This window comes from Legionella bozemanae (assembly GCF_900450575.1).
GTDB lineage: Bacteria > Pseudomonadota > Gammaproteobacteria > Legionellales > Legionellaceae > Legionella > Legionella bozemanae.
Genome location: NZ_UGGY01000001.1, coordinates 2,405,923 through 2,430,156 on the forward strand (window position 1 = coordinate 2,405,923; position 24,234 = coordinate 2,430,156).

Genomic DNA, 24,234 nt, shown 5'->3' on the forward strand with positions numbered 1-24,234 from the left:
CCAATATTACAAGCTCTAGGTTTCGCTGCGCTCTGCACCCATGCTAGATTTTCTACATTGCTAAGATAACCTCACCCGGGGATCGACCAACATATAAGAGATATCCGTTAATACCAATCCCACAATATAAAGAATTGAACCCAAGAACACCATAGCCCTCACAATAGCAAAATCCTGCTGTTGAATTGCATCAATTGTATAGCTGCCTAAGCCTGGCACCCCAAAAAAAGATTCTAATATCAAACTGCCCATAAATAAGGAAGGAATAATCACTACAATTCCGGTTAATATAGGAAGCATTGCATTTTTCAATACGTGTTTGAACATCACTCTTTGTTCCGATAGCCCTTTAGCTCTGGCCGTTTTAACGTAATCTTTATGCATTTCCTCCAGGAATAAAGTGCGATACCAACGGCTCCCCGCCCCCAAGCCACTAAGTACTGCCACAGTAATCGGCAGAATAACGAATTTTAACGCGTCAAAGCCACTGTCATAACCTGAAATAGGTACTAGACGTAATAATTTACCAAAAAGATATTGGCCACCAATAATATAAAATAAGCTGGAAATCGACATTAAAATAATACAAATCACCACACCAGTTAAATCAAGATAAGTTCCTCGAAAAAAAGCCATTGCCATAGCGACAATAATGTTAGCAATAACATCCAACAATAAAACGGGTAACGCAATAGAAAGACTTGGCCACATTCTGTAGGTAATGTCTTCGCTAATATCTCGTCCAGAATCAGACACACCAAAATTAAAAGTAAAGAGCTTCATTGATTTTTGAAAAAACAAAGTCGATTGTATTTTTTCTATTCCAGTTTTTTGGTCGTTATAAAATAAGGGTAAATTATAACCATGTGCCTCTTTCCAATCATCGATCACTTGTTGTTCTACATGTTTCTGTCCTAAATGCATGCGTGCAATATCGTCTGGTGTATTCACCATAAAAAATAAAATAAAAGTAATAAGATTAATTCCAAAAAGAATGGGTATCGAATATGTAACTCGACGCAGTAAATACTTGATCATGGGATAAACGTCCTTTCTGCCGGTTTTCTTTCTTTCTTGTGATAGGCAATAACCAAAGGAAGAATGAGAATTAGAATAAGCAAAAACAATAAACCCAATGGCCAAAAAACTGGTTGATTCCAAGCGAATCTCAATCTGTTTCGTTCGGGCACATTGATTTCGATGTACTTTAAAGTCGAAGAAAACATTGTATTTGGTTTAATGCGAGAGACCCAACTCTGAGATAAAATAAATTCTTCAGGATGTATTCCCCAAATCCATGGTGCATCACTACGAACAATAGAGATCATCTCATCAATAATCTGCTGCCTTTGTGTATCATTTTGTCTATTTTTCATTAAATTAAAAAGACGATCAAATTCAGGATTTTGATAATTGGCAGCATTTTCACCACTAAATTTTACCTTGCCATTGGCTCCATACAGCTGAAACAAAAAATTTTCAGGATCCGGATAATCTGCCACCCAACCCCAACTAAATATTTGCGTATCACCTGTACGCATTTTTTCTTGAAAACGATTATACAAAGTTGCCCGCACATTCAAATCAATGCCTATTTGAGCAAATTGTTTACGCATCCAATCAAATAAGGATTTGTCCTGAGGACCACCTGATGTCGTGACATCATAATTTAAAATTAAGTGATTTCCAGTAGCCGGATCAATTCCATCAGGGTATCCTGCTTCAGCCATTAGTTGTTTGGCATCACTAATGGGACGACGCACAGCTTCATCATTTTTCCATTCATATACATAAGGATTAATTCCCTCTTTACCTTCTTTATAACCAAAAATACCAGGTGGAATCGGTCCTTGAGCGGCAATACCTCGACCATTATGAAAAATGGCTATGTTTTCATCATAATTTACCGCAATTGAAATTGCTCTTCTTAACTTGCGCGCGCGTTCGCTAGTTCCACCAACTACTTTATCAAGCATGTTAAATCCCATATAGTAAGTAGTAGGTTGTAATTCCACAGTGAGGTACATGTGTTTTTTTTGCATCTCTGGTGTTAGTTCAGCCTTGCCATATCGATTCGTATGGATTGCCTGATCAAAACTGTCCGCACCAATTACCGAGCTATCATAATAACCTTGCAAAAATTTATTCCAACGAGGAATAGATTCTTTTTCCAGAGTAAAAATTGCCTTTTCGATAAAGGGTATTCGCTTACCTGCATTATTCAAATATCCTAATTTCTTATCCTCATCAGAACCGATACTTGGATAATATTCTTCGCGAAAATTAGGATTTTTTTGGAGCACCATATTTCTATTGGGATTATTTTTAACCAACATAAAAGGTCCTGTGCCTACAGGAAACCAACTCAAAGTGATGTTATTGTCCAACATTCCTGGTTGAGAATAAAAGTAATCAGTTTCCCAGGGAACTGGCGAAAAAAAACTCATAGCCAACCAAAATAAAAACTGGATGTATTTTCCCTTTAAAGTAATTTCAAAAGAATAATCATCCAGTTTTTTTAGTCCTTTTAAAGGATACTTACGCAGATCAATATATTTATTACCTTTAGGAAGTGTTTTTCCATATTCTGCAAAACCGACGATATAGTCACTCATTAAACCATAAATTGGTGAGCTCAATGCAGGATTAGCCAATCGCTTTATTTGATAAATGTAATCATCAACTATCAGCTCTCGCGTGCCTGTATGCTTAAAATCCGATAATTGGTTAATATCTTCTTCATCTAAATAATCTGATGTGACATGATGATAAAAATATGAACCTTCTGCATCCTTAGCAAAAGCTGGGTGAGGCTGATAATAAACTCCTTTTTTAATGTTTATAGTATAAACACTGTAAGCAGGCGCTTCCTGGCTGTTTTCAGGCAATAAATTACCTTGGGCATCAAGATATCTTAACTGGGGCATTTGCGAGGCGATTAAAGGAGCTAATTGATACGGCCTTTTCAAATAATCATACTGCAGCAAAGGCTCATATATTTGAGCAATAAAAAGAGACTCATTCGACGAATAAGAAAGTGCCGGGTCCAGAGTTTTAGGCTGTTCAGAAAATGATGAGTAATAAATATTTTTTTTTGCTTGTGATTGGGGATATGGATTATTTAAAATCCAAGGCCATGCATAAGCAAAGCAGCTAAAATTTTTAAAAAACAGAGCTACCAGAACTATTCGTTGTATACGATTCAAAAAAAATCCTTATCTAATTAATAGGGTCTTTTTCCATTCGCTCGCTTGAGTCAAAATGGCCTGATTTTCGAGCACCGAAATTCAGCATATACGGAACATGTGGGTATCGGAGCGCAGAAAATCAGCACAGTTTGGCCAAGATCGTAGAAATGAAAACAGACCTTTCATAATACTTTAAGAAACTGTTCTTCATCCAAAACTGGTACACCCAGATCATTTGCTTTATCCAGTTTGGATCCCGCTTCACTTCCAGCAATGACATAATCTGTTTTTGCTGAGACGCTACCAGTCACCTTAGCCCCTACAGCCAATAATTTTGCTTTGGCCTCTTCACGTCCCATAGTACTTAAAGTTCCAGTTAAAACCACTGTTTTGCCAAATAAAGAATGCTCTTTATTGACTTTCTTTTTCTCAACTTTTGGCCAATGGACGCCAAGGGCTAATAAACGTTCAATGATTTGACGATTATGTTCCTGTGCAAAAAAATGCACCACATTAAAAGCCCCTACCGGTCCCATATCTTGCAAGCTCATCAACTCTTCTTCTGTTGCTTTGGAAATAGCATCAATATCTCCGAAATGTTCGGCCAACATTCGGGCGCTGGATTCACCAATTTCACGAATTCCCAGCGCATACAGAAAACGAGTAAATGTTGTATTTTTACTTTGCTCTAAAGCGTGCAATAAATTTTTTGCTGATTTCTCTCCCATACGTGGAAGATTAGCCAAAGTAGTGAAATTAAGCGTATAAAGATCGGGTAAATGGCGCACAATCCCTTCGTTGACGAGCAGCTCAATAAGTCCCGCTCCCAATCCTTCAATATGCATCGCTTTACGTGAAGCAAAATGCCACATCATTCTTTTTAATTGAGCCTTGCAAAATAAACCACCTACACAACGCGCAACTGCCTCCCCTTCCTCACGCACTACATCAGAACCGCAAACAGGACATTTATTAGGTAAACGAATTGCTTTGGTATTTGCGGGACGCCGCTCAAGAACGACGGAAACTACTTCTGGAATAACATCGCCCGCACGACGAATAATAACCATATCACCAATACGAATATCCTTTCTGGTAATTTCATCCATGTTATGCAAAGTCGCATTGCTTACAGTAACTCCTGCAACATTGACCGGCGCCAAACGAGCTACCGGAGTTAAAGCTCCAGTTCTTCCTACCTGAAAATCAACGGCTAACAGCTCCGTTATCTCTTCGGTAGCAGGAAATTTATGGGCACAGGCAAATCGGGGAGCTCGTGAAATAAAACCAAGTTGTTGTTGTAAAGGAATACTGTCTACTTTATAAACAACCCCATCGATCTCAAAAGGAAGTTGATTACGCTTGGCTAACATCTCATGGTAATAATTCAGGCAACCTTTAATACCCACCTCCTGTTTGGTATCTAAAGAAACCCTAAAGCCAAATTCTTTGAGTAATTGTAATTGCTCCCAATGGCTAAAAGGTAAACTATATCCCTCGCAAGCCCCTATACCATAGCAATAAATAGCCAAAGGCCTGCTTGCTGTTACTGCAGGATTCAACTGCCTTAAGCTTCCTGCTGCAGCATTACGGGGATTGGCAAAAACTTTTTCCCCAGACTCTTTAGCCTTTTTATTGTACTCTTCAAAACCTGTTTTGGGCATGTAGACCTCACCACGGACTTCAATAAAACGTGGCGGTTTTGGCACTCTTAAAACTAAAGGAATTGCAGGGATTGTTTTAATATTGGCAGTAATGTTTTCACCTGTAGTTCCATCACCACGTGTTGCTGCAGAAATCAATACGCCATTTTCGTAGCTAAGATTTACCGCAAGCCCATCCAATTTAGGTTCACAGGTAAAAACCAATTGCTGAACTGGTTCATCCAGTTTTTCGGTAACACGCTTAATAAATGCTTGGAGCTCTTCCTCAGTAAACACGTTCGATAAGGACAACATGGGTTGCCGATGGGTTACTGGCATAAAGGCATCTGCAGGAGTACCACCCACACGTTGGGTAGGTGAGTCTGCTGTCAATAATTCCGGATATTTAGCTTCCAAATCCTGTAATGCACGAAAACACCGATCGTATTCCACATCAGGAACTAGTGGCTCATCCAGAACATAATAGTGATAATCATATTGCCTTATTTTATCTTTCAGCTCAGCAATTTGTTCCTTTATTTCATCAATACTCATTCATTTCCATCCATAATCTAAAACATAAGAAGCCATTGCCTTTGAAAAATTCGTAGCCTGGGTAAAGGCTATGCCTTTACCCAGGCTACAATGCACCAGGCTACGAATTCATAACTTTATAGGTGAAAAGCAATTATCCTAAAACATTAGTTTATCATTAAAAAATATGCTATAGATACATATCGATTCAACATGAACCGAGGCGTGATAAAAATGGATTTTAAACGTATCTTAATAACAGGTTTTTTACTTGTATCTTCCACATTAATGTATGCATTTCCCCAGTCTGATGGACACAGAAATTTAGGCATTGCATTTGTTCATGGGACAAATGATCATCGAGAGGATGCCGAGGGCGGCTATTGGAAAACAGATTTTATTCAGGATATTGCTCAAGGACTTCCGAATCCTGAAAATTATTATGTAGTTCATTGTGATTACAGCAAATACATGTGGGATGAAGATGCTGCAGGATGTACTGCAAATCAGCTGTTGGATTTTATAGATCGTAAAAAAATTAACGCTTTGATTCTTTACACTCATTCCAATGGCGCCAACGTAATGCGCTGGATCCTTTCGAATCCAACTTATGATAATCGATATATGCGATTAAAAAGCAAAATCAAACAAGTCGTTGCTTTAGCTCCTTCAAGTGGAGGTACCCCTCTTGCTGATATGCTTTTCAATGGAGGTATTTTCGAAGCCAGCCTGAGCTGGTTGTTAGGTTATACGGGAGATGCCGTTAAACAGCAACGTGTTGGTGACATGTATATTTACAACGAAGAGCTCTTGTTTGGCACTAAGAATCGCCCTTCCTTGCCAGTACCTTTTAATGCAGTCATAGGGACTGATGTTATCGCCTCGCCTCTCTCTTCAGCCAGTTACTGTAATGGTTATTTACTCAATAGCGGCTTGAGGATTGCTAAAATCTATCTGGACTATTGTGCCGATGGTTTTTTAAATTGTACGTCCCAAGCCGCTGCAGGTACAATTTGGTTTTATGACAAGGAACAAACCGATGATAAGACAACACTTAGCCATAATCAAAGTCGTCATTCATGTTTTGGACTGGATAAGATACTAATTTCTATCCTGGATTCAGAAGGAGCTGTAAAATGAGAACCACGCTTACCTTTTTGTCTTTATTTTGTTGCGCGCAAGTCAATGCATTCACCTTACCACAAAATCCAGTCAAATCTTATGATTGTGATATTTGCAATTCTTTATCTCATGAAAGCATGCAAGATCGCTGGAAAATTGGCGAGTTTCCTTTAAATAAAACAGAAAGCAACATTCAAAAAAGTTACAGTTATAATCAGCAAGTAACTGCGGCCCAATTACAGCAAGGGATTAACTTAGCGATTCATACACCAGAAGCAGTAGTACGCATTATCCCTTTACAAAAAAATAAATCCATTCCTGCATTGGAGTTAAAAAGTGCTAAGTCTAACAAATTCATAAGCTTAAAAGATGCCTCATCATTGTACAGTCAGGATGAGGCAATTGATGAATCGCTAAGGATAGGTTCGCACCAGATTATGCTGCAAATCAAACCGGAATTAGGTATGAATAATTTCATAATCAAAAGCAAATCCACAGACTCCTCAAATGCCGATTCATATCTCATTCATGTGTTTGAAAAATACTCTTTAATTTATTTGCAAATTGAACCTTCGGCATTGCAGTATCAATACGGTGATCAATTTAATGCCCTTATTACCCTAAAAGATAATATAACTTCTTATCCTGCAGATGATGTGAATGCCTCATTGGTAGGTCCTGATAATCAAACAATTCCTCTGAAAATAAAAGAAATAAAACGCAACCAATTCCAAGCCAACGCACTTTTATCTTCTGCTGACAACACTCATGGAGGCAATTGGTATATCGAGGTGGATGTATTATGCGCGCTTGGTGAAAATAGCCCCATACATCGTAGTGGACGGGCTGCTTTTTCCTATTCAATACCTTCTGCAAGCCTAATCAGCATCAAAAAGATCTCCTCTAATCCTCTAACGTTTGCCGCCACTGTAGAGGTTGCGACTGCAAGTCGGTATGCATTACAAAGCATCTTATATACAAAAAATTCCAAAGGCGCGGATCTTCCCATTGAAACAGTTCAAAGTGCGCAATGGCTCGAGCCCGGAAAACAAATAATTAAATTTAGCTTTGACAATTCGGCCCGTTTGACAGAGGATCAACTTTCCGTGGGTTATTTGCACCTTACTGATTATGGGCAATTAAAAACGGTATATCAATACGATCCGCCAATTAAACTCAGTCAACTTTTGGACTAATGAATGCAATTTTTATCTTCAATCACGTTACTTGAGGGCATAGCATATGCGTTAGCCCTCCAATTTATGCTCCTAATTTGGCTTTTGATAAAACAAAGCCAGCAAAAAAAATGGAGCAGGCAGTTTAATGAAAAAGTTCTGGAGGCATTTACCACACAATTGCATCAAGTGCGCCTGGATGTAAGTGAGAAAATTGCTCAAGGACAATTGATGACGCAACAACTGATTCATGATACCGTCCAAAAGCAAATGACCGATGTTAGGGAGCAAATGAGTCATAGCTTCAGGCAACATGCCAGTTCATTGACCTCTCATTTACAGTTGCTTACTGAAGAAATTCGCAATCATCTCCACAGCTTAACCCAACAAGTCAATCATAAATTAACCGAAGGTTTTGAAAAAACGTCTTCAACTTTTATTGACGTGGTAAAACGGTTAACAATCATTGATGAAGCACAAAAGAAAATTACCGAGCTTTCCAATCATGTTGTTAGCTTGCAAGATGTATTAGTCGATAAAAAAGCACGCGGGGCTTTTGGTGAAGTACAATTGGCGACACTCATCAGCAATATGATTCCACCCAATCATTTTGCAATGCAACATACACTCAGTAATCAAAAGCGTGCTGATTGCATTTTGTTCTTACCTGAACCTACGGGTAATGTAGTTATTGATGCCAAGTTTCCTCTGGAAACTTATCAGCGACTTATCAGCACTGATGCAAGTTCGGTTGAGAAGAAATCGTTACAGCAACAATTTCGTCAAGACATTCAAAAACATATTAAAGACATTGCTGAAAAATACATCATACCTAATGAAACCACTGATGGTGCTATGATGTTCATTCCCGCGGAATCCATCTTTGCAGAAATTCATGCGAATTATCCAGATTTAATTTCGCTTTCCCAAAGATTAAAAGTATGGCTTGTGTCCCCAAGTACTTTAATGGCTGTTCTTACTACTGCTAAAGCAGTGCTTAAAGATGATGCCACTCGCAAACAAATTCACATTATCCAAAAACACCTGCAAGCTCTTGCCGATGATTTTCAACGCTTTGAAAAAAGAATGGATAAACTTTCTAAGCACATCAATTTGGCTCATCAAGATGTCAGTGAAGTAAACACATCCGCTAAAAAAATTACGTCGCGTTTTCAAAAAATTGAGTCCGTGGATATCGAGTTAGATGAGCTTGAACTCATTGAAACTGATACATCATTAAATGAAACCTAAGTTGTAGCCTAATGTGTAGCCTGGGGTGAAGTGTAGCGGAACCGGGTTTCTGGACAAGAATAAAATTGTTTCATCCCGGGTTATGGCTTCGCCTTTGCCCAGGCTTCAAAGTGATTTTAAATTAGAGAAAAAGTATATGATACATCCTTTTAATGACCATACTTATCTTAATCAAACATTCACGCAATTAACCATTGAAAAAATACGAATCGAGCAGATTAATTTTGAAAGTTGCCGATTTAAACAATGTAAATTTAGTGACATTATTTTCAAGAATACAAAATTCACTGATTGCGATTTTGAAGACTGCGATCTGGCTTTGGCAAAATTTCCAGGTTGTAAATTTTCAGAAGTCTCATTTAAAAATTCAAAAATCATAGGAATAAATTGGACTGAATTGAGTTGGCCCTTAGTTAAGCTTACAAGTCCTCTCTATTTTTACAACAGCAACTTAAGCCACTCCAGTTTTTATGGACTAGAGCTTTCTGGTTTGATCATTGAAGAATGCAAAGCTCATGATGTTGATTTCAGAGAAGCAAATTTAAGTCATGCAAGTTTTGTAGGCTCTGATCTACTAAATAGTCTATTTCTCCATACAAACTTAAATGCTGCAGATTTTACAAACGCCGTTAACTATGCAATTGATCTCAATGAAAATAAAATCAAACACGCACGTTTTTCCTTTCCGGATGTCATCGCTTTATTAAATCATTTCGATATTAAAATTAATGAATAAGTAGCCTGGGTGTAGCGAAGCGAAACCCGGGATAAGATTTTATTTTGTCTAGATCCCAGTTCCGCTTCATTACACACCCAAGCTACAATTTTAAATATGTGCCTTTATATGCCTTTTTTATAAAACTTATCATCCAATTAAAAAATAATCTGCAATTTTAAGATGAACCAAAACCATACATAAGGTATAATCGCTAATTTTTAAATCCGCTTGCTCAAGCTATGTCCATAAAAACTTTACTCTATAAGCCAACCCAAGCCAAACAAATATGGGGGCAACTCCACGGAAGCAGTTTAGCACTCGCATTGGCTGAGTATTGTCAACAAACACCCGGAATCAAGTTATTGATTACACAAGACAATCTCAGTGCAAATCAATTACAAGCAGAATTAAATTTCTTTCTCAATCCTGAGTCTCCTCAAGAATTATTGTTTTTTCCTGATTGGGAAACGCTCCCTTATGACCAGTTCTCACCGCATCAAGACATCATTTCCGAGCGCCTATACACATTAAGCCGAATCCAACAAGTAACCGATGCAATTGTCATTACTGCAGCAAGCACATTAATGCATAGACTGTGCCCACCTGAATTTTTAAATCAATATGCGCTGATGCTTAAAGAAGGACAAAAGCTGGACTTAACTGCTTTCCGTAACCAGTTGCAACACTCTGGATATCATTGTGTTAATAAAGTCCTCGAACATGGAGAGTTTGCTGTACGCGGTTCAATTATTGATGTCTATCCTATGGGTTCAGGTTTGCCATTTCGTATTGAGCTTTTTGATGATGAAATCGAAAGTTTGCGAGAGTTCGATACTGAAACCCAACGTACAATAGAAAAAATTAAAGAAATCAATGTATTACCCGCCCGAGAATTTCCTTTAAATGAACAAAGTCAACTTCTCTTTCGACGTGCATTTAGAGAGCAATTTCCCGGAAACCCAAGCCAATGTCCTATTTATGAAGCGATCAGTGAAGGTCAATTCCCTTCAGGAATTGAATATTATCTACCCTTGTTTTTTGAAAAAACAGTTACTTTTTTTGATTATTTACCTGAAAATGCCAAGGTTTGCTTAGTTGAAAACATTCAAAATAATGCAGAGCAATTCTGGCAAGAATTAAACGAACGCTTCGAACAAAGACGATACGATATCAGTAGACCCATTTTATCGCCGCCGGCATGTTTTATTAATCCGACTGAATTATTAACTAAAGCCAATACTTATGAACAACTTCGCTTGTTCCAAAACCCTTCAGATAAAAAAGGGGCTGTGGTTAATTTTGACATCGTACCAGGCCCACAATTGCCTATAGATAGGAAAACCCAGGAACCGTTAAGCCAACTTCGTAACTATTGTGCAGATTCCTCACGCCGATATTTAATTGTGGTCGAAAGTGCCGGACGTCGTGAGGTATTACTTGATCTGCTTAAACCAAGCGGCATTTCTGCAAAAGTACACGCTTCATGGCACGACTTTATTAATGATACTGCTCCGATCAACATCAGTACTGGGGATCTTATTTATGGTTGCGAATTAAAACAAAGCCATATCGTACTCATCGTTGAATCTCAATTATTTGGGGAGCAAAGCACACCGCAAAGGCGAGGAACACAAAAGACAGTTGATCCCGATTTAATTATCCGTGATATGGCTGAACTACGCGTTGGTGCTCCTGTAGTTCATTTGCAATTTGGTGTAGGACGTTATCAAGGATTACAACATATAGAATCCAATGGAATTGCTGGCGAGTTTTTAGTTCTTACCTATGCCGGTGAAGACAAAATTTATGTGCCTGTTACGTCACTCCACCTTATTAGTCGATACACCGGTGTCGATAGTGAACATGCTCCTTTGCATAAACTGGGTTCTGATCAATGGCAAAAAGAAAAGAAAAAAGCTGCCGAAAAAATTCATGATGTAGCAATTGAACTACTGGATCTTTATGCGAAAAGAGAAGCGCAACCTGGATACCAATATAAAGTAGATCACAATGAGTATGTTAAATTTGCCAGTGCTTTTCCTTTTACAGAAACTCCCGATCAATTACACGCAATTGAACAAATAATAAAAGACATGGAATCCCCAAGACCTATGGATCGTTTAATTTGCGGGGATGTGGGATTTGGTAAAACTGAAGTAGCCATGCGTGCCGCATTTGTTGCAGTGCAAAACAACAAGCAAGTCTGTATCCTGGTGCCTACCACCCTTCTAGCAGGACAACATTTTGAATCATTCCGAGACCGATTTGCCGATTTTCCTATCAACATTGAATTGCTGTCACGTTTTCGTTCCGGTAAAGAAACGGAAACGGTGCTCACTGCTTTAAAATCAGGAACTGTTGACATCGTCATAGGAACACATAAATTATTCCAAAGTAACATTGCCTTTAAAAATCTGGGACTTCTCATTATTGATGAAGAGCATCGTTTTGGAGTCAAACAAAAAGAACACATCAAATCCCTGCGGACTCATGTTGATATTTTATCGATGACAGCGACTCCAATTCCCAGAACACTGAATATGGCTATGGCAGGAATAAGAGATATTTCTCTAATGACTACGCCCCCAGCCAAACGTCTGGCGATTAAGACATTCTGGCAAGAGAAAAAAGACGCCACAGTCCGTGAGGCCACACTGAGGGAAATTCTTAGAGGAGGGCAAGTTTTCTTTTTGCATAATAATGTAGAAACAATTGAGCGCGTGTGCCAGGATTTGCAAACCTTGGTTCCAGAAGCGAAAATCCGCAGTGCGCATGGACAAATGCGTGAGCGCGAGCTGGAACGGGTAATGTCTGACTTTTATCACCACCGTTTCAATGTGTTAGTCTGCACCACGATCATTGAAACCGGTATTGATATTCCTACAGCCAATACAATTATTATTGATCGTGCGGATAAATTTGGTTTAGCACAACTGCATCAGTTACGTGGGCGTGTTGGTCGTTCTCATCATCAAGCCTATGCTTACTTGCTTACCCCTAATGAAAAATTATTAACTGCTGATGCTGTCAAACGGCTGGAAGCAATTATATCATTGGAGGATCTCGGTGCTGGATTCACCCTAGCAACACATGATCTGGAAATTCGCGGAGCAGGTGAACTATTAGGCGCGGAACAAAGTGGAAACATGCAGGCAGTTGGATTCAATTTATTTATGGAAATGCTTGATAAAGCAGTACATGATTTAAAAGCAGGAAAAACACCCGAGTTATCTGCTCCTATGCATCAAGGGCCTGAGATTGATTTACGAATCAGTGCCATTATTCCTGAAGAATACATTCCTGATATTCACAATCGACTGATCATGTACAAACGAATCGCTAATGCAAAAAGTAAAGAACAATTACACGATTTACAAATTGAGTTAATTGACCGGTTTGGTTTGTTACCGCAACAAGTGAAGCACTTATTATTGATTACTGAATTAAAATTAAAAGCAGAAAAAATGGGCATTCAAAAAATCAGTGCCGGTGCACAGCAAGGCAAACTGGAGTTTAGTGAAAATCCTTCTATAGATCCAGGAGTGTTGATTCATTTAATTCAAGTACACGCCAAAAGATATCAAATGGAAGGTCCCCAACGCTTACGTTTTACCTTAGATAATACCGCATCAGAAGAACGTATTTTTGAAATCAGCTCTTTGCTTAATCAATTAAATGGCGAGAAAAAGACGTAGTATAAATCGAGAATAAAAGTAATCCAGGATTTATAGTGCATTATTATCCCAATTCCATAGCGAAGTTTGCTATTTAACGTTCATAGTAGTAGCATGCGTCAATGCAACAAATAACAATGAAATGTATTGTTACAACATTAAATTAGTGCCATGGATTAGGTGTCCCGCGTATTATTGCTTCAGACTCCCTTACTCCAGGGTTTTCTAACTTAATTAGCCCACAAAATAATATTAGAATGGAGACAAAATAATATGAAATTAAAGGCAATTTCTATAGCAGCTCTGTGTGTTGGATTTAATAGTTTAGCCATTGCCGGTGCGATGGGAAATGTTGCTCCTTCCGCACCAAAATTTTATATCGGTGCTGAAGGCGGAGCTTCTATTTCTTTAAGCACGCATTTTGCGCCTGATCTGGGTGGAAGAGAACCTCTTCGCATCATCGCACCAAGTAACACCGATTGGAATCGCGATTTCGGGATTGGCGGTTTTGGAGGCGCATTTATTGGTTATCAATACAATCCCAACGTAGCTGTCCAATTTACTTGGGATTACCGAAGTGGCTATGATTATTTTCTTCATGCAAGCTATGCAGTTATTCCTACTGATCCTAATTTCTACCTGGAAGATCATTTTGAGGCAGATGACATTGACGTCCAAACATTCCTGTTTGATCTGATTTTGAAACCCACTGTAAATTGGGGTGGTTTTGTACCTTATGTTAAAGGCGGAATTGGTTTCGCTTATAACCAAATGGGTAATCTAAGAAACGTCCAGCATACCTTTAGTGGCAATACAATAACTTATGATACGCGTATTCACGGTGATTCAGCGACTAGCTTTGCTTGGGATGCTGGTGTTGGTGCTGATTACTTTTTTAACGAAAAAATCAGCATTGGGCTTGGCTATCGCTTTGTTGATGCAGGTACGTTGCGCACTGAAAATTCATTCTTCGATGTCGTTAGTGGTGATGCAGGCTTAATTACACCTTTCGAAACAAAGCATCTTTTCTTAAACGAATTCGTTGCTTCAGTTGCTTACCATTTTGATTTCGCATAAATCATATAGCGTTACCCACTAAGGCTTTAGACAAAACGCAAGTGAATGAGGCGACAGAGTATATATAGCCGAGTAAGCTTGCAATGTAGTATGAAGTTAGTGGGGAACCAAATCATAGTGATTATGTAACATCAAATGTAGCCTCGATAAAGCAAAGTAAAACTCAGGCTACATTTTAATTTTTAACTTGTGCCACCTACTGTCAACGCATCTATTTTCAAAGTAGGCTGTCCCACTCCAACCGGAACTGATTGCCCCTCTTTACCACAAACACCAATTCCTCGATCCAATCCAAGGTCATTTCCAATCATACTGATTTTTTTCATTACATCAGGCCCATTACCAATAAGTGTTGCGCCTTTAACTGGTGCAGTAATTTTTCCATTTTCAATAAGATATGCTTCACTGGCTGAGAATACAAATTGACCAGAGGTGATATCAACCTGTCCACCACCAAAATTGACCGCATATAAACCGCGTTGTACTGAACGAATAATTTCTTCAGGATCATGTTGCCCAGCCAACATATACGTATTAGTCATTCTGGGCATAGGCACATGCGCATAAGATTCACGTCGACAATTACCTGTAGATTGCATGCCCATCAATTTGGCATTCAGTTTATCTTGCATGTAATTCACTAAAACACCGTTATCTATCAACGTGGTACATTGTGAAGGGGTCCCTTCATCATCAATGGTTAAGGAGCCGCGCCTGTCTTTCAAAGTACCATCATCAACTACTGTAACACCGGGTGCTGCGACTTGTTGGCCAATACGTCCAGAAAAAGCAGATAAGCCCTTACGATTAAAATCCCCTTCCAAACCATGTCCAACTGCTTCATGCAATAAAACACCTGGCCAGCCTGGCCCAAGAACAACGGGCATTGTTCCTGCTGGAGCAGGTTGTGCTTCCAGATTAATTAGCGCTTCGCGTACTGCCTCACGAGCATAACTTAACGCATTTTCCTTTTCGTAAAAATAAGAATAAGGCACCCGACCACCGCCGCCAGAACGAGCAGACTCCCTCCTTCCATGCTTATCTTCTACAATCACACTGACATTGATACTCACTAAAGGTCTAACATCAGCAATCATCTGCCCATGCATTCCAGCTACCATTACCACCTCATAACAACCACTTAAGGATGCATTAACTTGAGTCACTCGAGGATCGATACTGCGCGCTTCTTTATCAATTGCTTCTAATAAAGCAATTTTTTCTTGTTTACTCATTCCTTCGATAGGATTTAAACCTTGATAACGACTTACTGCTGCACCTTTCACCTGGATGGATTGAATTGGTTTAGATCCAGTAAGTGCAATAGAACGAGCTGCGTCAGCTGCCCGCAACATTGAAGGCAGTAAAATATCATCACAATAGGCAAAACCTGTTTTATCACCACTGACAGCTCGAATACCTACACCTCTATCCAAAGAATAGCTACCGCTTTTCACTACGGAATCTTCCAAATACCATGATTCATAGCTACAACTTTGAAAATAGAGATCTGCATCGTCAATATGACGATTCATAATGGTTTTAAATAATTTTTCTATACCCGTTTCGTCCAGCGCTGCAGGAGCTAATAAAATTTTTTTTGCTGTAGTAAGAGCTTCTGTCATTTAATTACCTTTTAAATAAATAATAATATGTATTTTCTTGTATCAAGAAAGTAGCATCTACTTATAAGTTTAATACATGATGTTCCAAACAGGGGAAACTTCGGCGTAATTCCTGCTGATATTGTAAATCAATATCTGCTATTATTACTCCAGCACCCGTTTCTTTTTGTGTAAGGACTTTTCCCCAAGGATCAACAATCATGCTATGACCAAAAGTAGCACGTCCATTTTCATGCTGACCACCCTGATTTGCTGCCAAAACATAACATAGATTTTCAATAGCTCTGGCTCGCAATAATACTTCCCAATGAGCAAGGCCCGTTACAGCTGTAAATGCAGAAGGAACTGTAAACAACCGCGCCCCTTGCAACATGAGTTGTTGATAAAGTTCTGGAAACCTTAAATCATAACAAACTGTTAATCCTATTTTCCCAACTGGAGTATCAACAAGCGCCAGATCATGTCCACGCTCAATGGACATCGATTCTTGGTATACTTCTTTTGACGAAACATTCACATCAAATAAATGAATCTTATCATAACGTGCCGCACACTTACCTTGAGCATCATACACAAGGCAACTGGCACGCACCTTGGAGCCTGTACTTTTAACAGGAATAGTTCCGGCGATTACCCATAAGCCTAATTTTTTTGCCAACTGACTGATTTTTTGTTGTATTAGCCCTGCCCCATAAACTTCCCCAATCTGTAATTTATCTGTTTCCTTAAGTCCCATGAATGCAAAATTTTCAGGCAAAAGCACAAGTTCCGCTTGCTCTTCACAGGCTTGAATCATTAATTTTTCTACTTGGCACAAGTTATCAGCAACTTCTGCTGAAGAAACCATTTGTATCAAAGCTGCTCGTGCCATAATAAATCCTACAAGTTATGACATCAGAAAATGTCAAAATTTTTTGCATTACCCTGAGTGCCAGCATAGCTACGGGCTGCTCTATCCAAAAATTATTTATAATACTACTATAGTACTATAGAACCTCAAAACAAAAATACTTCGTTTTAAACTTGAAATATAGGAAACTGTCCCACAGATATGCTAGACTAAATTATAAATATAGAGGAGCTCTAAACAATGAACCGAAACGATGTCACCATACTTACGAGACGTAATGAATCAGTGCTCTCAAGCAATAAGGTATTACGTAATACTTATTTATTACTGAGCATGACATTTTTGTTCAGTGCATTTATGGCAGTTTTATCTCTTACAAGCGGCGCACGCCCCATGAACCCTCTTCTCATGATAGTTGGTGTTTATGGCTTAATGTTTTTAACGCAAGCGCTACGAAACAGTGCCTGGGGATTAGTAAGTGTTTTTGCCTTCACCGGATTCCTGGGTTATACCTTAGGTCCAGTGCTTAACTTTTATATCAGTCACTTTACTAACGGCCCGCAATTAATTGCAACTGCTTTAGGCGGTACTGGAATTATTTTCTTTGCTTTATCAGGTTATGCATTAACAACTAAAAAAGACTTCAGCTTCCTGGGCGGATTTCTTTTTGTTGGTATAATGGTCGTTTTATTAGCGATGATAGCAGGAATTTTCATTCATATACCTGCACTGCAATTAGCTATTTCAGCGGCGTTTATACTTATTTCTTCAGGACTAATTCTCATGCAAACAAGTGCAATTATTCATGAAGGTGAAACGAATTATATCTCAGCTACCGTAGGTCTTTTTGTATCAATTTATAACTTGTTCGTCAGCTTGCTTAACATATTAAGTGCGTTTTCAGGCCGAGACTAGTATCATTCTCCTCTACCTAAATCCCGGTTAGTTATTGCCGGGATTTTTTTAAGCGTTCACGCTGCATTACCGGAAAGCCATCAAGATTCAATTAAGATTAGCAAAAATGGTCAAAGCATTCTTCCATAAATACGATAATATGGTTTTGTGTAAATAAGTTGATGGCCTTGAGGAAAGCATGAATTATAAGTACCAATTAGAAAAAGTAATTGAGTTTATTGGCAAACATCTTGATGAAAAGCTTGATTTAACTCAATTAAGTACTATTGCCTGCTTTTCAAAATACCATTTTCATCGTTTATTTACTGCTTATACAGGACTATCGCTACAACAATATATTCGTTGGCTTCGTTTAAAACGAGCGGCCCATCAGTTAGTTGTTGATAAAGATAAAACCATTATCGAAATTGCAATAAATGCGGGATTTGAATCCCATGAGGCTTTTACTCGTGTATTTAAACAAGCTTGTGGTATGAATCCAAGTGAATTTAGAGTGCACTCAAATTGGAGTTTTTGGGAAAACCCACCGTATTATTTGCCAAAACAAGGTAACATCATCATGAATGTATTGATAAAAGATATACCAGCCAGACGTTTGGCGGTATTTGAACATCGAGGTGCACCTGAAAAATTAGGTGACAGTGTCAATAAGTTAATTCATTGGGCAAAGTCTCAATCAATGAACTTAAAACCGAAAGCAGGGGAAGCTTTTGGCTTTGCTTATGACGATCCAAAAACAACTGACCCTGTAGATTTTCGTTTTGACTTAGGGATTACCGTACCAGAACAAATAAAACTCGAAGGTAGTATCATTGAAAAACACCTACCTGCAGGACGTTATGCTGTAACAGTGCATAAAGGCTCACGTGATAGCATTGGAGACACAGTCTATGGTTTATATCGTGATTGGTTGCCTAATTCAGGCGAACAACTGGGTGATTTACCCTGTATTTTTGCTATTACAACTTTGATCATGAAGTAGCTGAGACAGAGCTGCTTACAGAGTGTTGGCTGTTATTAAAATAAACTTTTTATGATATTGGTTTAAAAAGGGAGCCTGGGTGAAGGCGCAAGCCGTAACCCGGGAAATCAGCGGCAAGGAAAACCCGGGTTGCGCTTCGCTCCACCCAGGCTACGAGCTACAAAGCTTAACTTTGTTGCCAAGTGGCTTTTGCCTTGAATAGTTCAGGTAAGTCATTTACGGTTTTTTTTACCTCTTGTGGCAAAGCAAACAAGTCCCGAGTTTTTTGATAATAAACGCCCAAAGGCACTGGGTATGCAGGAAAAGATAGAGAGGCAAGGCGCATCGCAGCAACAAAATCACTTGGGCTATGATGATAAATACCTTTTTCCTCTGCTGAAACACTGGCGAATTGCCCTTCTTTTATGTGCAATGCTTTCTCTTTTTGCGAACCATAGAGTAAAGGTTGGCCTTCTTCCAATATCACAGTATTCTCAGCCCGATTACTTTTAAGCGCAAACTCATCAAAAGCACCATGATTAAAAATATTACAATCCTGATAAATTTCTACAAAAGAACAGCCCTGATGCTCTTGTGCTTTCTTTAATATAGTTCCCAAATGAAGGGGATCTTTGTCTACAGCCCGAGCTACAAAGCTAGCGCCCGCAGCTAGAGCTAAAGTAAGTGGGTTCACAGGTTCATTAGCTACTCCCTTAGGAGATGTTTTTGTCACTTGACCTTTTTGTGATGTTGGTGAGAATTGTCCTTTAGTTAAGCCATAGACCTGATTATTAAATAACAAAATATTAACATTTACATTACGACGTAAAATATGAATCAGATGATTGCCGCCAATGCTTAAAGCATCGCCATCTCCGGTAATTACCCAAACACATAGATCCTCGCGAAGCGCTTTTAATCCTGTTGCAACTGCAGTAGCTCGACCATGAATGGTATGAAAACCATAAGTATTCATATAATAAGGCAGCCGTCCAGCACAACCTATTCCGGAAATAAAAACATGCTGTTCTGGTGGTAGCCCCAAATCAGGCAGCATTTTTTGTAACGCCATCAAAATGGCATAATCACCACAACCAGGGCACCAACGAACTTCATTAGCATTGGCAAAATCTTCGCGCTTATAATTGTTGTTCATAATTGGCTTCCGCTTTTATAGTATTCATCAGATGACTGACAGTAAAAGGCTGACCATTTGATTGGCCAACCACCTGTGCATCAACCAAATAGGTGGCACGGATAATTTGGCATAATTGTCCTGAATTTAACTCAGCAACCAATACTCTATCGTATTTTTTTAAAATATCACCTAAATCATTTGGTAAAGGATGTAAATGACGTAAATGCACATAAGCAATTGCTAATCCTTGCTCCAAGCATTGCGAAACTGCTGATTTTAAGCTGCCATAAGTACTTCCCCAACCCATTAAAATGATTGACGTATTAACATCGCCTTCAATTACTAAAGGTCCATATTCTCGTGCAATTCCATCGATTTTTTGCTGGCGTAAGTGAACCATTTTTTGATGATTTTCAGCATCATAGCTTACACGGCCGTCTTCGCCTTGTTTTTCTAAGCCTCCTAATTGATGAATATACCCTGGAGTACCTGGTCTATTCCAGCTTCGACTTAAAAACTCGTCACGAGTGAATGGTTTTGGAAAACGGTTAAATTCAATTTGAGGCAGTTTTAAAGAGCTTACATCAGGTATCTTCCAAGGTTCAGCAGCATTTGCTAGATAAGCATCCAGCAAAACAATCACCGGGGTCATATATTTAACAGCCAAATAAAATGCTTCTAAAACCGTATTAAAGCAATCTGCAGCAGATTGTGCTGCTAATACAGGCAATGGTGCTTCGCCATGGCGTCCATAAAGCGCCTGACGTAAATCACTTTGGCTTGTTTTCGTTGGTAATCCTGTGGAAGCTCCTGCGCGTTGAACATCAAGTAAGACTAAAGGGAGTTCAGCTACTACAGCCAGACCAAGACTTTCACTTTTTAGATCCAGCCCCGGTCCCGAAGTTGTAGTTAAAGCCAGTCTTCCTCCGTATGCAGCTCCAATGCAAGCACAAATTGCAGCAATTTCATCTTCTGCTTGGAGTAATTGTACCCCAAAATCAGATAATCGCGCACATTCATGCAGTATCGCTGAAGAAGGAGTAATCGGATAACCCGAAACCAACATAGGTATTTGTAGCGAAGTAGCCAATGTAGCTAGTGCTAAACCTACTGCTTCTACACCTGTAATTTGTCGATATTCCCCTACATCCCGATTAACCTCGCCTAACATATAGTCACGGCGCGTTAACTCTAAAGTCATGGCATAATTGTATCCAGCTAATAATGCCAATTGATTGGCTTTGGCAACAACAGCATTCGTTTTGAATTTTTTAGCAATGAACGCTTCACATGCTGCCGTTGGCAAATCAAATAACCAGAGTACTAAACCCAAAACATAAAAGTTTTTAGTCTTGGTAGCTTGTGGTTTAGTCAATTCAAGCGAAGATACTGCCTGCAATGTTTGGGTAATTAAAGGAAATGAAACAATTTGGTAATGCTCAGCACAATTATCGAGAAAGCACTTATCCATTCCTGCCTTTTGCCAATCTTTCTCCTGATAACTGTCTTCATTAATAATTAACAAACCGCCTTGATTTAGATGTTGTAAGGAGTTTTTTAATGCCGCTGGATTTAAAGCAACCAATACATCCAACGATTCACCTGCCGTAAAAATAGCATGTTCAGCCATCGCCAATTGAAAACCGGAAACCCCAGCCACAGTGCCCGCAGGAGCCCGAATTTCGGCAGGAAAATCTGGTAAAGTACGTACATCACGACCAGTAAGTGCCGCGCTAATGGTGAGTTGCTCGCCCACCAATTGAACGCCGTCTCCTGAGTCTCCAGTAATACGAATAACAATCACGTCAGATGTTGACATAAAGTCTTGCTTCCTGCATTAGTTGGCGCATGTGTCTTACTGCCTCTTTCATACCACAAAATAAAGCTCGGGCAATAATCGCATGGCCTATGTTAAGTTCATGTAATTCTTTTATAGACGCTATAGAGTATACATTATGGTAATTAAGGCCATGGCCTGCATTGACAATCAAATTTAAACTCGCTGCATATTCAGCGGCATGCTTTATTCGTGCCAATTCATGTTGTTGCTGTTCCACATTGACAGCATCAGCATAACACCCTGTGTGCAATTCAATTACAGGGGCGCCAATATCTGCTGCAGCTTTAATCTGCTCATGATCTGGATCAATAAATAAAGAAACCTCACTACCCATAGTCTGCAAACGCCTTACCGCATGCTCTACCGACTTCTGGTGTGTGATCACATCCAGTCCGCCTTCAGTAGTTAATTCTTCGCGTTTTTCTGGAACTAAACAAGTATGCTCGGGTGCTATTTCTTCTGCAAAATCCAGCATTGCATCGGTCACTGCTAATTCAAGATTCATTCGCGTTTGTAGTACTTGTTTCATCAAACGGACATCACGAGCCTGGATATGTCGTAAATCTTCTCTCATATGCAAAGTAATACCGTCAGCTCCTGCCTCTTCCGCATCCATTGCAGCCTGAACAGGATCAGGATAACGAGTTCCTCTTGCCTGGCGTACGGTAGCTATATGATCAATATTAACACCCAATAGTATTGGCTTATTCATTTTACACCTTACAATAAAATAAAGAGTATAAAGTCCATCATGGCCTAAACTCAAGTTGCTTGAAAACATATATATGCGTTATACGTGTTCAGTGCAGCACACCATTTAATATTGTAGACTCGACCCTTAAAACTATTTAGGGTCTGTTACCAATTCGCTAAATTGAGCCAAAATGGTAGAATTGTTAACAAACCTATTTTATTTCTGCACAATATAAAGCCCTTGTCTTAATCTCACGACCACCTAGAAGATGATCAATTGCTTGACGCATAATTATTTTTGCTGATTTAAGGTAAGAGGCTTCATTTAAATTATCTTGTGCCAAAGCAAGAATATGTGCCCCAGGAATTCCCCTGCTATGTATAATAAATCCTTCACCTGCAACAAATTGATAACGTAAGTCTGCAACAATCAGATTTGCTGTTCTTGCTTCGTGTGTCAATGAAAAGGAATAGCCGCATGCATGCAATAAAGTCCACTCAAAACGCCTTAACAATGCTTCTATCACTAATCTCTCTTTTGCTGATGCGAGATTATTTAAAGTAAACAAATAAGCATCGAATAATGCCGTGTCGAGATAATTGGGGCTTAGTGCATAATAAAGAATTTCATTTACATATAAACCTGCAAAAAGTGAGCCGCCTGTAAGTTGAAGCGTGGGCACAATACTTTCAATAGATTGCGTATAATATCGCTCATGACGTTCAGCAAGATTTACCCACAAAGGAGTAAAAGGTTGTAAAAGAGCTTGCTTTTTAGGTGTACGGCCGCCTCTGGAAAGACATTGAACCACACCTAACTCACGCGTAAAAAAACTGACGCGAGCACTCGTATCTCCAGACCATTGCTTGTGTAAAACCCAAGCCTCTATTGTCCTAATCATAGCCTAATTGTTTTAATATACGCTCGTCATCTGACCAGCCGGATTTTACCTTACACCAGCATTGCAAGAATACTTTCTTACCTAAAAGTTTTTCCATGTCTATCCGTGCAGTTGTTGCCATTTCCTTTAATTTTTGTCCTTTATCACCAATAATCATTCGCTTATGATTGTCTTTATCCACAAAAATCAATGCATGAATACGCACAAGCGTGCCTTCATCTTTAAATGACTCAATATCTACAGTAACAGAATAAGGTAATTCTTGTCCGCAAAAGCGGAAAATTTTTTCACGCAATAATTCCGCACATAAAAATTTTATGGGCCGATCGGTCAATTGATCATCTGGAAATAAATGAGGTCCCTCAGGCAAATAATTCTGTAATTTTTCTTGCAATTCATCGACCTGCACCCCTGTTTTTGCCGATATAGGAATAATCGCATTAAATTCATGCTCTTGACTTATTTGCTCTATCCAAGGTAACAACTGAGCTTTATCATCAATTTTATCCACTTTATTGATTACCAAAATACTCGGCACTTTGGCTTGTTTTACTAAATTCAAAACGTACTCATCCTCTTCTTCCCAATGAGTCCCATCAACCAAAAAAGCAATCACATCAACATCGCGCAATACACTAATCGCAGTTTTATTCATCATGCGGTTCATTGCTTTTTTATTTCCTTGGTGAATCCCGGGTGTGTCTACATAAACAAATTGGTACTCACCTTCAGTACGTATCCCTAAAATACTGTGTCGGGTTGTTTGTGGCTTTCTGGAGGTTATGCTCACTTTTTGCTGCAAAATACAATTAAGGAGGGTTGATTTACCTACATTAGGTCTACCAACTAAAGCAATATAACCACAATAACTAGTCATTAAAATAGATTCCTGTTTATTTTTAAAACATTTTATCAGTGACGCTATAAA

18 protein-coding genes are annotated in these 24,234 nt (G+C 39.0%); 8 read left to right on the top strand and 10 right to left on the bottom strand.

Annotation, left to right across the window (positions count from 1 at the left end; translation table 11 throughout):
- Nucleotides 1-60 precede the first annotated feature (60 nt).
- The 3 genes from DY223_RS10520 to ligA form a co-directional block, all read right to left on the bottom strand.
- Nucleotides 61-1,038 carry an ABC transporter permease gene (locus DY223_RS10520; RefSeq protein WP_058458117.1) on the bottom strand — a complete coding sequence of 326 codons (978 nt, stop codon included), beginning with the start codon at nt 1,036-1,038 and terminating at the stop codon, nt 61-63.
- Nucleotides 1,035-3,206: an ABC transporter substrate-binding protein gene (locus DY223_RS10525; RefSeq protein ID WP_058458118.1), complete on the bottom strand. Its 2,172-nt coding sequence runs from the start codon at nt 3,204-3,206 to the stop codon at nt 1,035-1,037. Before DY223_RS10525 ends, DY223_RS10520 begins: the two co-directional genes overlap by 4 nt.
- 164 nt (nt 3,207-3,370) lie before the next feature.
- Entirely contained in the window at nt 3,371-5,386 is a 2,016-nt protein-coding gene (gene ligA, locus DY223_RS10530; protein ID WP_058458119.1) for an NAD-dependent DNA ligase LigA, read from the bottom strand.
- Nucleotides 5,387-5,599: 213 nt separating this feature from the next.
- On the opposite strand from ligA, the gene DY223_RS10535 reads away from it, so the two are divergent.
- The 6 genes from DY223_RS10535 (at nt 5,600) to DY223_RS10560 (ending at nt 14,382) form a co-directional block, all read left to right on the top strand.
- On the top strand, nt 5,600-6,505 hold the full coding sequence (locus DY223_RS10535; RefSeq protein ID WP_058458120.1) for a hypothetical protein: 906 nt from the start codon (nt 5,600-5,602) through the stop codon (nt 6,503-6,505).
- The gene (locus tag DY223_RS10540) at nt 6,502-7,683 is read left to right on the top strand and encodes a DUF4785 domain-containing protein (protein ID WP_058458121.1); all 1,182 of its coding nucleotides are present in this window, start codon (nt 6,502-6,504) and stop codon (nt 7,681-7,683) included. Before DY223_RS10535 ends, DY223_RS10540 begins: the two co-directional genes overlap by 4 nt.
- A gap of 3 nt (nt 7,684-7,686) precedes the next feature.
- Nucleotides 7,687-8,913 carry a DNA recombination protein RmuC gene (locus DY223_RS10545; RefSeq protein WP_058458122.1) on the top strand — a complete coding sequence of 409 codons (1,227 nt, stop codon included), beginning with the start codon at nt 7,687-7,689 and terminating at the stop codon, nt 8,911-8,913.
- Between the two features lie 82 nt (nt 8,914-8,995).
- The gene (locus DY223_RS10550) at nt 8,996-9,649 is read left to right on the top strand and encodes a pentapeptide repeat-containing protein (protein ID WP_420812516.1); all 654 of its coding nucleotides are present in this window, start codon (nt 8,996-8,998) and stop codon (nt 9,647-9,649) included.
- A gap of 221 nt (nt 9,650-9,870) precedes the next feature.
- On the top strand, nt 9,871-13,326 hold the full coding sequence (mfd, locus tag DY223_RS10555) for a transcription-repair coupling factor (RefSeq protein ID WP_058458123.1): 3,456 nt from the start codon (nt 9,871-9,873) through the stop codon (nt 13,324-13,326).
- A gap of 252 nt (nt 13,327-13,578) precedes the next feature.
- Entirely contained in the window at nt 13,579-14,382 is an 804-nt protein-coding gene (locus DY223_RS10560) for an outer membrane protein (RefSeq protein ID WP_058458124.1), read from the top strand.
- 182 nt (nt 14,383-14,564) lie between these two features.
- On the opposite strand, the gene tldD is transcribed toward DY223_RS10560, so the two are convergent.
- Nucleotides 14,565-16,007 carry a metalloprotease TldD gene (gene tldD, locus DY223_RS10565; protein WP_058458125.1) on the bottom strand — a complete coding sequence of 481 codons (1,443 nt, stop codon included), beginning with the start codon at nt 16,005-16,007 and terminating at the stop codon, nt 14,565-14,567.
- Nucleotides 16,008-16,068: 61 nt separating this feature from the next.
- Nucleotides 16,069-16,878 (bottom strand): carbon-nitrogen hydrolase family protein, encoded by an 810-nt coding sequence (locus DY223_RS10570; protein WP_058458126.1) that lies wholly within the window; start codon nt 16,876-16,878, stop codon nt 16,069-16,071.
- Nucleotides 16,879-17,097: 219 nt separating this feature from the next.
- On the opposite strand from DY223_RS10570, the gene DY223_RS10575 reads away from it, so the two are divergent.
- Nucleotides 17,098-17,772 (top strand): Bax inhibitor-1/YccA family protein, encoded by a 675-nt coding sequence (locus DY223_RS10575; RefSeq protein WP_058458127.1) that lies wholly within the window; start codon nt 17,098-17,100, stop codon nt 17,770-17,772.
- 178 nt (nt 17,773-17,950) lie between these two features.
- On the top strand, nt 17,951-18,754 hold the full coding sequence (locus tag DY223_RS10580) for an AraC family transcriptional regulator (protein ID WP_235810460.1): 804 nt from the start codon (nt 17,951-17,953) through the stop codon (nt 18,752-18,754).
- 166 nt (nt 18,755-18,920) lie between these two features.
- Here DY223_RS10580 and DY223_RS10585 read toward each other — a convergent pair whose 3' ends face one another.
- The 5 genes from DY223_RS10585 to era all read right to left on the bottom strand — a co-directional run bounded on the left by DY223_RS10585 (nt 18,921) and on the right by era (nt 24,183).
- Nucleotides 18,921-19,889, bottom strand: coding sequence for a 2-oxoacid:ferredoxin oxidoreductase subunit beta (locus tag DY223_RS10585; protein WP_058458128.1), 969 nt, complete (start codon nt 19,887-19,889; stop codon nt 18,921-18,923).
- Nucleotides 19,873-21,690, bottom strand: a complete 1,818-nt coding sequence (locus DY223_RS10590) for a 2-oxoacid:acceptor oxidoreductase subunit alpha (protein ID WP_058458129.1) — start codon at nt 21,688-21,690, stop codon at nt 19,873-19,875. The genes DY223_RS10585 and DY223_RS10590 overlap by 17 nt, the downstream gene beginning before the upstream one ends.
- Entirely contained in the window at nt 21,677-22,423 is a 747-nt protein-coding gene (gene pdxJ, locus DY223_RS10595; RefSeq protein WP_058458130.1) for a pyridoxine 5'-phosphate synthase, read from the bottom strand. The genes DY223_RS10590 and pdxJ overlap by 14 nt, the downstream gene beginning before the upstream one ends.
- A gap of 193 nt (nt 22,424-22,616) precedes the next feature.
- On the bottom strand, nt 22,617-23,306 hold the full coding sequence (gene recO, locus DY223_RS10600) for a DNA repair protein RecO (RefSeq protein ID WP_058458131.1): 690 nt from the start codon (nt 23,304-23,306) through the stop codon (nt 22,617-22,619).
- Nucleotides 23,299-24,183 (bottom strand): GTPase Era, encoded by an 885-nt coding sequence (era, locus tag DY223_RS10605; RefSeq protein WP_058458132.1) that lies wholly within the window; start codon nt 24,181-24,183, stop codon nt 23,299-23,301. Before era ends, recO begins: the two co-directional genes overlap by 8 nt.
- Nucleotides 24,184-24,234: the final 51 nt, after the last annotated feature.

Bases quoted from the DNA above. Each gene is read 5' to 3' on its own strand.
- tldD (WP_058458125.1), bottom strand. From the start codon at position 16,007: ATGACAGAAGCTCTTACTACAGCAAAAAAAATTTTATTAGCTCCTGCA.
- DY223_RS10585 (WP_058458128.1), bottom strand. From the start codon at position 19,889: ATGAACAACAATTATAAGCGCGAAGATTTTGCCAATGCTAATGAAGTT.
- DY223_RS10550 (WP_420812516.1), top strand. From the start codon at position 8,996: ATGGCTTCGCCTTTGCCCAGGCTTCAAAGTGATTTTAAATTAGAGAAA.
- ligA (WP_058458119.1), bottom strand. From the start codon at position 5,386: ATGAGTATTGATGAAATAAAGGAACAAATTGCTGAGCTGAAAGATAAA.
- era (WP_058458132.1), bottom strand. From the start codon at position 24,183: ATGACTAGTTATTGTGGTTATATTGCTTTAGTTGGTAGACCTAATGTA.
- DY223_RS10560 (WP_058458124.1), top strand. From the start codon at position 13,579: ATGAAATTAAAGGCAATTTCTATAGCAGCTCTGTGTGTTGGATTTAAT.
- DY223_RS10520 (WP_058458117.1), bottom strand. From the start codon at position 1,038: ATGATCAAGTATTTACTGCGTCGAGTTACATATTCGATACCCATTCTT.
- DY223_RS10575 (WP_058458127.1), top strand. From the start codon at position 17,098: ATGAACCGAAACGATGTCACCATACTTACGAGACGTAATGAATCAGTG.
- pdxJ (WP_058458130.1), bottom strand. From the start codon at position 22,423: ATGAATAAGCCAATACTATTGGGTGTTAATATTGATCATATAGCTACC.
- DY223_RS10570 (WP_058458126.1), bottom strand. From the start codon at position 16,878: ATGGCACGAGCAGCTTTGATACAAATGGTTTCTTCAGCAGAAGTTGCT.
- DY223_RS10590 (WP_058458129.1), bottom strand. From the start codon at position 21,690: ATGTCAACATCTGACGTGATTGTTATTCGTATTACTGGAGACTCAGGA.
- DY223_RS10540 (WP_058458121.1), top strand. From the start codon at position 6,502: ATGAGAACCACGCTTACCTTTTTGTCTTTATTTTGTTGCGCGCAAGTC.
- DY223_RS10545 (WP_058458122.1), top strand. From the start codon at position 7,687: ATGCAATTTTTATCTTCAATCACGTTACTTGAGGGCATAGCATATGCG.
- mfd (WP_058458123.1), top strand. From the start codon at position 9,871: ATGTCCATAAAAACTTTACTCTATAAGCCAACCCAAGCCAAACAAATA.
- recO (WP_058458131.1), bottom strand. From the start codon at position 23,306: ATGATTAGGACAATAGAGGCTTGGGTTTTACACAAGCAATGGTCTGGA.
- DY223_RS10535 (WP_058458120.1), top strand. From the start codon at position 5,600: ATGGATTTTAAACGTATCTTAATAACAGGTTTTTTACTTGTATCTTCC.
- DY223_RS10580 (WP_235810460.1), top strand. From the start codon at position 17,951: ATGAATTATAAGTACCAATTAGAAAAAGTAATTGAGTTTATTGGCAAA.